Below are 12,566 nucleotides of genomic sequence, written 5' to 3'. Positions count from 1 at the left end.
CTGTGACAGTTTCATAGAGTTACGGCGGTCATAGCGAAGGGGAAACGCCCGGTCCCATTCCGAACCCGGAAGCTAAGCCCTTCAGCGCCGATGGTACTGCACTCGACAGGGTGTGGGAGAGTAGGACACCGCCGAACACAATGTAGAGAAGCCCCCCAACCAGTGATGGTTGGGGGGCTTTCTCGTACCCAAAACACCCCGAAACATCCCGTCGCCGGCACCCCCCGGATCGAGCGAACGGTACATTCGTCGCCTCAGATCGACCCAACGCCCCGTTCACACCATCACGAGCGGGAGCACGGCCGGCTCACCACCCCGTCCGGGATCGAGTGAACGACACTCTCACCCTCTTCAGCGAGGGCAACGGTACGGTTACACGATCCGCGAAAAGCCTGCGCTCACCACAGGTCTCGTCAGTCGACGGTCAATCGCGACACCAACCTGCCACGGAACCCGTCGAGCGTGGCTAGGCTCGGAAGAGGTGCCCCGTGTGATCGGGCCCACCTCACCTGTGCACGCGTGATGACTACGGAGGCTTCGATGACCGATATTCTCGACCGCACCAAAATCTATGTTGATGGCGCCTGGATCGAATCCACTGGCAGCGGTCGGATCGACGTTCTCAATCCGGCTACCGAAGAGCTGATAGGAACTGTCGCCGAAGGCACTGTCGAAGATGTCGACGCGGCCGCGAAGGCAGCACGAAAGGCGTTCCCTGCCTGGTCTGCACTATCCGGCGGTGAGCGCGCCGAATATCTTTCCAAGGCCGCGGCGATAATTGCCGAACGCACCGATGATCTTGCGGCGCTTGTTTCGCAGGATATGGGAATGCCGATCGGATTCGCGAAGCCCGTGCAAATCGGAATGCCGCTCGCGAATTTGAATGCATTTGCGGAATTGGCTCGCACTTATGATTTCGACGCTCACGAGGTCGGGAATTCGCTGATTGTTCGCGAACCTGCGGGTGTTGTCGGCGCCATCACTCCCTGGAACTTCCCGCTCCACCAAGTTGTCTTGAAGGTCGGCGGTGCGCTCGCCGCGGGCTGCACCGTGGTTCTCAAGCCGACCGAGGTTGCGCCACTCATCACGTACGCTCTCGCTGACATCTTCGACGAAATTGGTTTGCCTGCAGGTGTATTCAACCTGGTGAGTGGCTACGGCCCGGTAGTGGGTGAAGCCATCGCCGGCCACCCTGAGGTCGACATGGTCTCCTTCACCGGATCGACTCGGGCAGGCAAGCGAGTGGCCATCGTTGCCGCGGACACCATCAAGAAGGTCTCGCTCGAGCTGGGCGGCAAGTCGGCGAACGTCATTCTCGACGACGCCGATCTCGAAAAGGCTGTCACGGATGGCGTCGCAAAGTGCTTCATCAATTCGGGCCAGACCTGTTCGGCGCTGACGCGTATGTTGGTTCCCGCAGAGAAGGTGGATGAGGCAGCGGCAATTGCTGCTGCGGTCGCCGCTCATTTCCCGGTAGGTGATCCGACTCTGCCGACTTCGGTGCTTGGTCCTCTGGTGAACGCGAATCAGCTGGGACGCGTTCGCGGATACATCGAGAAGGGTGTGTCGGAAGGTGCCACCGCGGTTGTCGACGGTCGCGAAACCGGTCTGGCCAGTGGATATTTCGTCGGTCCGACGGTGTTCGCGAACGTGACCGAAGACATGACCATTGCGCGCGAGGAGATCTTCGGACCGGTCCTCTCGATCATGGGTTACAAAGACGAGGCCGACGCAGTGCGGATCGCCAACGGCACCGAGTACGGACTGGCCGGTGGCGTTTGGTCAGGTGACCCCGATCGCGCGGATCGCGTCGCCCGGCAACTGCGGGCCGGGCAAGTCGAGGTGAACGGCGGCGCCTTCAACACGAATGCTCCGTTCGGTGGGTACAAGCAGTCGGGCGTCGGGCGCGAGGCCGGCACGTTCGGGCTCGAAGAGTTCCTCGAGATCAAGGCAATTCAGCGATAGTTTGTTCGAGAATGGCGATGCTCCCGTACCAAGTGCGGGAGCATCGCCATTTTGTACCCGGATCAGGACTTGGCGGCATCCAAATGCTGAGCCGAGATGTTCGCCAGATGTGTCAGGTCCGAGGCCACGGTCGCGAACGTGTAGCCCTCCCCGAGCCGTTGTGCCGCAACCTGACCGGAAGGTGTGTGGATTCCCGCAGCGACTCCGCTGACGGCGGCAGCTTCGCGCACCCGGGTGAGCGCTGCTTCGAATTCCTCGGCGACGTCCGGATCGTTGGAGTGCTTACCGCCGACGGCGATTCGTAGGTCGGACGGCCCGACGTACACGCCGTCCAAACCGGGCACTGCGCAGATCTCTTCGACGTTCGCCAGACCCTGTGGGGTCTCGATCATCGCAAATACAACGGTGTCGCGGTTCGCGTCGGCGGGAACGGGGCCGATACGGAGTTGCGACCGCATGGGTCCGTAGGAGCGGATGCCGAAAGGCGGATACTTGGCGGCTGCCACGGCGGCCGCTGCCTCTTCGGCGTTGTTGATCAGCGGAACGATGACGCCCACAGCGCCCGCGTCGAGTGCACGGCCGATGGGCGTCGGATTGTTTGCCTCGACGCGCACCATCCCGACAGTGGACGGTGACGAGTCGATGGCGGTGAGCCCGGCGACCATCCCCGAATAGCCGATCAGGCCGTGCTGCATGTCGAGGGCAATGTAGTCCCAGCCGACGTGCGCAATCCATTCGGTCGAGACCGGACTGTCGATGACGGACCAGTATCCGAGAATGCGTTCGCGTCCTCGGATACGTGCGGCGAATTCCTGTGCTGACATAGTGAAGAACTCTTCCTGATGAAGGTCGGGTGTTTCAGCGGTTGTAGTTGGGCATGGGGCCTCGTAGGGCGGCACCGACTAGGTCACACTCTTCGACGGTCGAGGCGTCGAGTGGACCTCGCCCGATGGCCGCGATATTGGATTCGAGGTGCGTAACTTTGGATCCTCCGAGGAGCAGCGATCCGGCGACGGGCTTGCTGACCAGCCAGCGCAACGCAAGCTCGGTCAGGGAGATGCCCGACTGTTCCGCGATCGCCGTCAGTTGTGCAATGGCGTCGAAGATCTGTGTGTTCCAGTATCGCTCCTTGTACATCGACGCAAGACGGGAGTCGCCGAATCGGCCGTCGACGGGGTTTTCCTCGAAGGTGTGGCGCCCGGTGAGCAGGCCCCCACCGAGTGGGTTGTAGACCATGGTGGTCAGTCCGGTCACGTCCGCGAATTCTGCGTATTCTTCTTCGATGCGACGCGCGAGCAAGTTGTAGAGCTGTTGTGCGACGATCGGTCGCGGAGCACCGACTGTGTCTGCGGTGTAGTTGATTTCACTGATTTGCCACGCGGCAAAGTTGGATACGCCGAGTGTGCGGATCTTGCCCTCGGCAACCAGTTCCGCGACGGTGGTAAGAGTTTCGGTCAGCGTGACGGTTCGGTCCGGCTGATGGAGATAGAACAGGTCGACGTAGTCCGAGTCGAGTCTGCGCAGACTTCCTTCGATGCTTGCTCGGAGTCCCTTTGCCGAGAGTGGGCTGTTGTCACCGGCATCGGGGTGTGGCATTCCTGCTTTGGTGGCCAGAGTGACGGAATCGCGTCGGCCATGGAGGAGCTTTGCCAGCATGCGCTCGGACTCACCGCCCGCATAGCCGTTGGCCGTGTCGATGTGAGAGATACCGGCGCCTAGTGCTGCGTCGAGCATCGATCCGGCACCCGATATGTCGACCGTATCTCCGAAGGTCATAGTGCCGAGCACCAGTTTCGGAAGCTCGAGTGGGGCGGTCATCAGGCAACTCCTCGTGATTCGGTCTGCTTGGCTAGCAAGTTCTTGGACAGGGCTGCCACCACGTGGCGTGGTTTGATGCCGACCATGGTGGTGGGATCGAGAGCAGCGCCTCGTAGTGCGCGGGTGTACGGCTCGCGCGGACTGGCGAGAACTGTTTCTGTGGAACCGGATTCGACGATGGCTCCTTTCGACATCACGACTACGGTCTCGCTGATTTCTCGGACGACGCCCAAGTTGTGTGAGATGAAAACGTACGTCAGACCGGTATCGGTCTGAATTTCACGTAGGAGCGCGAGTACCTGCGCTTGCACCGAAACGTCGAGAGCGCTGGTCGCTTCGTCGCAGACCAGGATCTCGGGTCCGCTGGCAAGTGCACGGGCAATTCCGATGCGCTGACGTTGGCCACCGGAGAACTCTGCCGGACGCCGGTGTAGTGCCGAGTTGGGCAGGCCAACGCGATCGACGAGTTCTGCTGCTGCCTTGGCGCGTTCAGACTTGCTCCGAACACCTTTGAGGCGCAGTGGTTCTCCGATGATGTCCTCGGCAGTCAGATGGGGGTCCAGCGATCCGTACGGATCTTGGAACACCATTTGAACGCGAGAGCGGAAGGGGCGCAGTGACTTCTCCGACATCTGCGCGATGTCATTGCCGTCGACGAGAATGCGTCCACTGGTCGGTGTGAGGAGTCGGACGATAGATCGAGCGATTGTCGACTTGCCACATCCGGATTCGCCGACGATGGCCAGGGTCTTGCCCTTTTCCACCGAGAAGCTCACAGCATCCACGGCTCGGAAAACTCCGTCGGGAACCGGATACTCGACAACGAGATCTTCGACGGCGAGAAGTGGCGTTTCGTGGGGGTTCATGCCGAGGCTCCGATCTGTGTTGAACGGGCGGGGTCGCCATCCCAAGGCCCCAGGTGCGGTATGGCGTCGAGAAGCTTTTGTGTGTAGGCGCTTTGCGGTGAGTCGACGAGAACGTCGGCGCTACCGGTCTCGACAAAACGTCCGTCCTTCATCACGTAGATGCGATCGGATACGAGTCGGGCGACTCCGAGGTCGTGGGTGATGACCAGCATTCCGATCCCGGTGCGTTCCTGCAATTCGAGCAATAGATCCAGAATCCCGGCCTGAACGGTGACGTCCAATGCGCTGGTGGGTTCGTCGGCCACGATCAGTTCGGGGCCGGCAGCAAGAGCTCCGGCGATGAGGACGCGCTGCAGCATTCCACCCGACAGTTGATGCGGGTACTTGTCGAGTTGCTTATCCGGATACGGAATGCGTACCTGCTCGAGCAGTTGCACTGCCCGCTCGATTTGTTGCTTCTTCGCGGTCACACCGCTGTGGCGCACTGCTTCTCGAAGTTGGCTGCCGATGGTGTGGACGGGACTCAGAGCCGTCATCGGGTCCTGGGGGATGAGGGCGATGTGTTTTCCACGAATATCGTTCAAGATCTTCGTGTTTCCGAGAATGTCCTGGCCTTTGAACACGGCTTTCCCGGAAAGAACGGCAAGATCGTCCGGAAGCAGCCCGAGGATTCCCATGGCCGTGGTCGACTTTCCGGAGCCGGATTCACCGATGATGGTGACGGTTTCACCGGCGTCGATGCAGAAGGACACCCCGTCGACGGCTCGGATGACGCCATTCGCCGTGACAAGTTCGATCTGGAGGTCGTCGACCCGTAGTAGATTGCCCATGTCTCACGCCTTTGCTTTCTGGGCGTTGCCACGCCCGAACAGGCTTGCGCCCAGTCGTTTCGAACCTGCAGGACGATCGCGCAGGCCGTCGCCGAGTAGGTTCACTCCGACGACCAGTAGCACGATCATCAGACCGGTCAACGTGACGATCCACCATGACGTGGTGATGTAGTCCTGGCCGTCGGCGATGATTCGTCCCCACGTTGCGAACGGACGTTGCGGTCCGGCGCCGAGGTAACTCAACGAACTTTCCAGCAGTACGGCCTGCGCGAGCAGCAGCAGGACGACGAGCGAGGCCTGCTTGACGATGTTCGGAATGACGTGACGAAGCAGAATTGCCATGCGAGTAAGTCCGAGGACTCGAGCTGCAGCTACGTAAGGCTTTTCGCGTTCGACGAGTACCAATGAGCGAGTCAACCGTGCGACCTCGGGCCACTGCGCGATCGCGATGACAAACGTGATGACGGGAATGGACGGACCGAACAGCGCAACGACGAGAAGCAGCATCATCAGCAGAGGCAGAGAAAGCTGTGCTTCGAGTAGGCGGGAGATGACGGTGTCGACCCAGCCGCCGAAGTACCCCGCGGCGGATCCGGCGACTATGCCGATGACCCCGGAGACGATCACGGCGAGAATACCGATCGTCAGAGACACCTGGCCGCCGTGCAGGATCCGTGAGAGGAGATCTCGTCCCAACTGATCGGTGCCGAACAGATGGCCGTCGGTGAGGGGCGGTAGCCGTCGACTGCTCAGGTTGGTCTGGTTCGGATCTGCAAGGGGGAGTAGTCCCGCCAATGCAACAGGAAGAATCACCAGGAGCGCGCAGATCGAGCCGGCCCAGATCTTGACTCGGCTGTCTCGCTTACGGCGCGTGGCTCCGGCGCGTGCGAAGTCTGCCTCGGTGACCGCGCTGGCGCGTGGAGTTGTTGGAGGTTCCAAGACGGTAGTCATCAGTTGGCGCCCTTTCCGAGTCGCACGCGTGGATCCAGGAGGGGGTAGAGGAGGTCCACTGCCAGTTGCACGAGCACGGCGAGAACCGCAGTGACAAGCACGGTGGCCTGGATGAGCGGGTAGTCGCGAGTCTCGAGTGCACGGACCACCAGCGAGCCGACACCAGGCCAGGCGAACACGACTTCGACCACCACGACGCCGTTCAGCATTCCGGCAAATCTGGTGCCCAGCGCGGTGACGATCGGAATCGCAGAATTACGCATCGCATATCGCCAGGTGAGTTCGCGTTCGGATACTCCGCGAGAACGTGCGACCGTGATGTACGGAGAAGCGAAGGCCGAGACCATTTCGCGTCGAACCATCCGGGAGATCAACGCGATCTGAAGGATGGCGATGGTGACGGTAGGCAGGATCAACGACGGCCATGTGGTGAAACCGGCTGCCGGGAGTACTGGGATCAAGACCGCGAAGATCGTCACCAGCATCAGGCCGCTCCAGAACTCCGGCATGGACTGCCCGCCGACGGCTACGACGTTCGCACCGAGTTCGCGTCGGGTGTCCGCGTGACGGGCCATCCACACGCCCAGCGGAATCGAGAGCACGGCGGTCAACAGAATGGAGCTGACGGCAAGGGTGATGGTGTACGGGAGACGGCCGAGGACAACGTCCATGGCCGGCGCCTGGAACGAGTACGACGTGCCGAGATTCAGATGGACCAGGTCCCACAGGTAGATCAGGTATTGAGAGAACACCGACTTGTCCAAGCCCATGTCAGCACGGATTTGTGCTAGATCCTCCGTGCTGGCCAGCGGTCCGGCCAAGGCGTAGGCAGGATCGCCGGGAGCCATTCGGATCAGGACGAACACTGTTGTGAGCGTGAGGAAGATCGTCAAGGCGCTCTGTGCCAAGCGTTTGAGCACGTATTTGACGGTCGGGTTGATCCTTGTGCGCCGACGCGGAGAGATACCGAGAGCGGTTTGCGGTTTCGGAGCGGTGAGAGTCATCGCCTCAGGCCTCCAATCGGACGGCGCCGAGGTCGTAGGAGTTGATCGGGGTCAGTGAAACATTTTGTACACGAGTGCGTTTCGCAAGGAGTGCGTTGGGTACGAAGCTCCACAGGCAAGGCCAGGTGTTCCAGATGTCTTGTTGTGCGGCGTCGAGTAGAGCGGCGCGCTTGGTCGGGTCTGGTTCACTGGATGCGGCTTGGATCTTCGCGGTGATTTCGGGGAAGACGTACCCGTGATAGGTGTCGCGAGTTGCTTCCTTCTCCGCTGTGCCGGCGTACATCCCCTGCAACGTGGTCAGTGCAAGTCCGGTCTGGTTGCCGTAGCCGTTGCCCAGCACATCCCAGTCGCCGGTCTTGCCCTGGCGCCAGGACGAGATGTCACCGCCCGGTTCGAACTGCTGGAGTTTGACGCGTACTCCCACGGCCTTCATCATTTCGAGTACCGATTCCATCACCGAGACGTCGTTGGTGAACTCTCCGGTTTCCCAGATGAAGGTGAGTTCGAGGTCGTCGGCGCCTTCGGCCTCGAGCATCTGCCGCGCTTTCCGTGGATCATATTGGTAAGTACCGGTTTTCACGGCTCCGTCCAAGGTCGACGGTGCGGGGCCGGTGGCCGGGACTGCGGATCCGATCAGCACGTCCCGAGCGAGTGACTCACCGTCGATGGCATACGTGAGAGCTTCTCGGACACGCGGATTGGACAGTGGGTGATCGGCGGGCTTGCGGAAGTTGAAGAACAGTTGGTTGATGCGTGTGCTCGGCACTGTGTCCACCTGGACACCAGGCAGGTCGGCGAGTTGTTCGGCGGAATCGGGACTGATCGAGTCGATGACGTCGACCTCGCCGCTCCGAAGTGCGACGACGCGGCCGGCCTCTTCGGGAATGAAGCGGACCTGAACACGACGAACGCCAGGGGCCGGGCCCCAGTAGTTGTCATTGGCGACAAGTGTGTAATCGCCGGTGCCCCGGTTCGATTCGCTGACGACGAACGGTCCAGACCCGATTCCGCTCTGCAGTTCGTTGGGTTCGTTGGCAGCGGCCGGGGTGATCAAGATGTTGGACATGAGCGAGTCCAGAACCGGCACCGGGGAATTCGTCCGAAGGATGAAGGTGCGATCGTCGATGGGGACGACCGTCGGCCACTCGGGGAACTGCGGTGCGACAAACGAACCGCTGACCTGCTGGTACATCTGCATTGCCGTCGTGACGTCGTCGATCAGCACAGGTGTGCCGTCGGAGTAACGGATGCCCTCGCGGAGTCGAACCGTCCACTCGGTCGGGCCGGTCGATTCGAACCTGTCAGCGAGAACGAGTTGCGGTGTCAGATTGTCGCCGATCCGGGTGAGACCTTGTCTGACGCCACGTTGAGCCGTGACTGCTGCGTCGAATTGATTGAGTTTGTTGTCGAGGCTGACGAGCGAACGGTTGAGCCCGAGCACCAGGGTGTCCTGTGTCGGCTTCCCGGTAGGGCCGGCGCACGCGGCAGTCGTGCCCAGAAGCGTTGCGCCACCGATCAGCCCGGTGAACTGCAGAAAGGATCGCCGGGAGAGCTGTGGTGTTCGCAAACGAGTATTGGTCATCGGTGACCTTTCGATCCTGACGGGGCAGCGTGGGGGCGACGCTCCGAGCGGACTGTTGGTGAACAATCGCGTCGGGCTCTCGCTTGTAACTCAGCTCACAATGGCACTGTTGCGCACTTCGCGCAAGTCCCGTAACTTCGATTGCGTACTTCGCGCATCGGTTGCGATGCTGTGCATACTCGATTCAGACCGAAAGGGGGTCGAGGAATTCGATGAAACCACTGGTAATCATCGCTGATGATCTTTCCGGAGCCGCGGAGTCGGCCGCAGGATTTCTGCTCCGCAGTTCGGGCATATCGCTTCGACTCGGCCCAGGTGCGCCCGACGGATCAGGAGTGACGGTTTTCGATCTGCACTCACGGCGATCCGACCCCGCTAGAGCCTCTCGTGACGTGAGATCAGTTCTGCAATCGTCTGACGGCTCCGAGATCGTCAAGAAGATCGATTCCCTGCTCAGGGGCAACATAGCGGCGGAGGTTGGAGAACTCTCCCGCGACGGATCCCCGGTCATCGTCGCCGCCGGACTGCCCAGGCAAGGGCGCACGGTGCAAGGCGGGGTGGTGTTGGTAGATGGGGTTGCGTTGCACGCCACCGACCTGTGGCGCGCGGAGTCGAAGCAGGCTCCTCGGTCGATTGCGGAGGCGCTCGGCTCGTCGGCAATTACTTCTGGCGTATCGCTGGACGACATTCGCTCCGGGCGGTTGAGCCAGGTTCTTGCGTCGATCTCAGAAGCCGGGTCGGTGGCGATCTGCGACGTCGAGACCGACAGTGATCTGGAACTGATTGTGGCTGCAGCACAGGAGGTTCGGGGTTCTCGATTGGTAGGAACCTCGGCGCTCGCGACGGCAGTGGCACGACGACGAACCGAGCAGTCACCCGTCGTGCGTCCATCTCTTCGTGATTCTCGATCTACTTTGGTGGTTGTGGGGACGGCGGATGCGTCTGCCGGGGACCAAGTGGAATTGCTTCGGGATTCAGGTGCGCACCATATCGAAGTGAACAGTGCTGAACTCCTGGCGCATTCGGTCGATCCGCTTCCGATTCTGAACGCACTGGATCGCGGAAACGTCGTGGTTTCGGTAAGTGGACCTGTCGTGCCTGCAGAATCCGTCCATCTCGTTTCGGCTCTCGCCGATCTGATCGCTGCCGTCGATGCAGGATTCTCCCACGGCGAGTACCCGATCGACTTGGTTCTTACCGGTGGCGAAACCGCGCGCAGCGTTCTCGACCGCCTGCGGATCGACACTTTGTCACCGATTTACGAAATTGAACACGGCGCCGTACTTTCCGTCGACCACACCGGACGGTACATCGTCACGCGGCCAGGCAGTTTCGGGAATGCACACAGTCTTTTCTCTATAACGAAGTTTCTCGCGCGCCCCATCCCGGTCGACGCTCCGGACAGTCCACCTTCAGACAACGAGGTCAATCCCATGTCAATCGAATCCACTCCACTGCCGCTGATTGCTGTCACGATGGGCGACGGCGCCGGCGTCGGACCGGAAGTGATCGTCCCCGCACTCCTCGACGCCGAAACGAGAAAGCGTTGCCGCCCTGTTGTTGTCGGCGACGCGAAGCGTTTGCGATTGGCTGCCACGGTGCTCGGAATCGACGTCGACGTGGTCGCGATCGAGGAGATCAAGGATGCTGAATTCATCGATGGACGGATCAACGTCATCGACCTGGACTTGCTACCCGAGGATCTCGCCTGGGGTGAACTGTCGGCAGTCGCGGGGGATGCGGCCTATCAATATATCCGCGTCGCAAGCGAACTCGCCGTACGCGGTGAAGTCCAGTCGATCTGCACGGCGCCGCTGAACAAGGAAGCGCTGCATGCGGCAGGACACATCTATCCCGGACACACGGAATTGCTTGCGCACCTGACCGGTACCGAGGAGGTGTCGATGATGTTGTCGACCCCCAAGCTCAAAGTGATTCACGTGACCACTCACATCGGACTGCTCGATGCAGTTGCCAGGATCGAGCCCGGCCTGGTCGAGAGGACCATTCGTCGAGGTCACGAAGCTTTGGTGCGCACGGGCAATCCATCTCCGAAAATCGGCGTGTGCGGGATCAACCCGCATGCGGGGGAGAACGGGCTTTTCGGGTACGGAGAGGAAGAGCAGAAGATCATTCCCGCCGTCGAACTCTTGAAGGCAGAAGGAATCGACGTCCACGGCCCACTGCCGGCGGACACGGCATTCTTCCTCGCTGGACGTGGGGACTACGACTTGATCGTTGCGATGTACCACGATCAGGGGCACGGCCCGGTCAAGGTTCTCGGGATCGAGGCCGGCGTCAACATCACCGTCGGGTTACCTGTCATCCGTACCTCCGTCGATCACGGAACCGCTTTCGACATTGCAGGTAAGGGCATCGCCGAGGCCGGTAGTATGGTCGAAGCGCTGCGGCAGGCGGCCGAATTGGCAACCAGCACATTCGTTTCCAAGTAAGCACCAGGGTTTGTAGGGGGAGGAGCGATGGCCATCCGGGAGTCGGAGGCGAGGCGGTCGGAGATTGCGAGGCTCGCTCGCACCAGCGGTCTGGCCAGTGTCGAGGATCTGTCTGTCCAATTCGGGGTGACTGCATCTACGATTCGTCGCGACCTGAGTCAGTTGACTGCCCAGGGAGTAATTGCTCGAACGTACGGCGGGGCGATTGCTCTCAACCCTCATCCGGAATCCTCCTTGCGTCAACGCGCAATGGAGGGATTCGACGCCAAACGGGGCATCGCCGAATGGGCTGCTGAGCAGGTCCGGCCCGGAGAAACCGTGCTCCTTGATGCAGGTACCACCGTCGGAGCGATGGGAGAGTTCTTACGTCACGTGACGAATTTGACGGTGATCGCTGCAGGGCTGACGGCGCTCGAGGCGTTAGCCGACGCTGATGGTGTTCGAGTCGAATGTCTCGGCGGGACGCTGAGGCAGCTCAGTCAAGGATTCGTCGGGCCACTGGCAGAAGCGTCGCTGCAGCGGGTGTCGTTTGACAAGGCATTCCTCGGTGCCGATGCGGTTACCGCTGACCTGGGTATTTGTGAAGCTGAGCTCGATCAGACCCGGCTCAAGGAAATGATGATCGAACGTGCCGGCGAGGTCTACATACTCGCCCACTCCGCCAAGCTCGGTGAACGTCCTTTCCATGCGTGGGCGCCGATACCGCCGGGGGCCGTGCTGGTTACCGATGCTGCAGTAGACGCAAAGCAAGTCGCGTTGTTCGAGGATGCAGGTATCCGAGTCCAAGTGGTGTGAGTTCCCGCTGCGTGCCGATCCGGCCACGGTGTCCGGCGTCACATGATGTCCGAATTGGTGAAAATCGACTGAAACGGGCAATCTTGCTGGGGAAATGGATACCTCCGAGTCTCTGACCTGTGGATTTGGCAAAGACTTCGGCGGACGCGTAACTTATTCCAAGTCAGAGCGACACGGACACCGACTCCCGCCTTCACGGCGAGTGACACGAGGTTGTACGAAGTGCCTGACCAAATTTCGAAGTAGTTTCCATCGTGTATGGTTGTGCTTCACCTCCAGTTCTTCAGTTCTTCCCCGAATGT

General features: G+C 60.8%; 10 protein-coding genes and 1 rRNA gene. 4 read left to right on the top strand and 7 right to left on the bottom strand.

Features of this window, described 5'->3' with window-relative positions:
• The first annotated feature begins 20 nt into the window (after positions 1 to 20).
• A 5S ribosomal RNA gene (gene rrf, locus AC1DWA_RS32265) occupies positions 21 to 137 on the top strand.
• Between the two features lie 403 nt (positions 138 to 540).
• The gene (locus tag AC1DWA_RS32260) at positions 541 to 1,965 is read left to right on the top strand and encodes an aldehyde dehydrogenase family protein (protein ID WP_477848212.1); all 1,425 of its coding nucleotides are present in this window, start codon (positions 541 to 543) and stop codon (positions 1,963 to 1,965) included.
• A 62-nt stretch (positions 1,966 to 2,027) separates the two neighbouring features.
• Here AC1DWA_RS32260 and AC1DWA_RS32255 read toward each other — a convergent pair whose 3' ends face one another.
• The 7 genes from AC1DWA_RS32255 to AC1DWA_RS32225 are packed head-to-tail and all read right to left on the bottom strand — an operon-like array spanning position 2,028 to position 9,016.
• Entirely contained in the window at positions 2,028 to 2,789 is a 762-nt protein-coding gene (locus AC1DWA_RS32255; RefSeq protein WP_019746656.1) for an HpcH/HpaI aldolase family protein, read from the bottom strand.
• Positions 2,790 to 2,823: 34 nt separating this feature from the next.
• A complete protein-coding gene (locus AC1DWA_RS32250) occupies positions 2,824 to 3,783 on the bottom strand; it encodes an aldo/keto reductase (protein WP_021334655.1) in 960 nt (319 codons plus the stop codon).
• Positions 3,783 to 4,649 (bottom strand): ATP-binding cassette domain-containing protein, encoded by an 867-nt coding sequence (locus AC1DWA_RS32245; protein WP_051253226.1) that lies wholly within the window; start codon positions 4,647 to 4,649, stop codon positions 3,783 to 3,785. The genes AC1DWA_RS32250 and AC1DWA_RS32245 overlap by 1 nt, the downstream gene beginning before the upstream one ends.
• A complete protein-coding gene (locus tag AC1DWA_RS32240) occupies positions 4,646 to 5,479 on the bottom strand; it encodes an ABC transporter ATP-binding protein (RefSeq protein ID WP_024488052.1) in 834 nt (277 codons plus the stop codon). The genes AC1DWA_RS32245 and AC1DWA_RS32240 overlap by 4 nt, the downstream gene beginning before the upstream one ends.
• Positions 5,480 to 5,482: 3 nt before the next feature.
• Entirely contained in the window at positions 5,483 to 6,430 is a 948-nt protein-coding gene (locus AC1DWA_RS32235) for an ABC transporter permease (protein WP_019746660.1), read from the bottom strand.
• The gene (locus AC1DWA_RS32230; RefSeq protein WP_007732496.1) at positions 6,430 to 7,434 is read right to left on the bottom strand and encodes an ABC transporter permease; all 1,005 of its coding nucleotides are present in this window, start codon (positions 7,432 to 7,434) and stop codon (positions 6,430 to 6,432) included. Before AC1DWA_RS32230 ends, AC1DWA_RS32235 begins: the two co-directional genes overlap by 1 nt.
• Before the next feature lie 4 nt (positions 7,435 to 7,438).
• The gene (locus AC1DWA_RS32225) at positions 7,439 to 9,016 is read right to left on the bottom strand and encodes an ABC transporter substrate-binding protein (RefSeq protein ID WP_007732494.1); all 1,578 of its coding nucleotides are present in this window, start codon (positions 9,014 to 9,016) and stop codon (positions 7,439 to 7,441) included.
• Positions 9,017 to 9,228: 212 nt separating this feature from the next.
• Between AC1DWA_RS32225 and pdxA the strand changes: the two genes are divergently transcribed.
• Both pdxA and AC1DWA_RS32215 read left to right on the top strand, forming a co-directional pair.
• Positions 9,229 to 11,469 (top strand): 4-hydroxythreonine-4-phosphate dehydrogenase PdxA, encoded by a 2,241-nt coding sequence (gene pdxA / locus AC1DWA_RS32220; RefSeq protein ID WP_477848207.1) that lies wholly within the window; start codon positions 9,229 to 9,231, stop codon positions 11,467 to 11,469.
• Positions 11,470 to 11,496: 27 nt separating this feature from the next.
• Positions 11,497 to 12,264, top strand: coding sequence for a DeoR/GlpR family DNA-binding transcription regulator (locus tag AC1DWA_RS32215; protein WP_029254353.1), 768 nt, complete (start codon positions 11,497 to 11,499; stop codon positions 12,262 to 12,264).
• The last annotated feature ends 302 nt before the right edge of the window (positions 12,265 to 12,566 follow it).

The sequence above is a fragment of the Rhodococcus sp. P4_F3_2 genome (genome assembly GCF_056401335.1).
The sequence above is the reverse complement of the archived record's forward strand: the minus strand, read 5'-3'. Positions and strand labels throughout refer to the sequence as shown.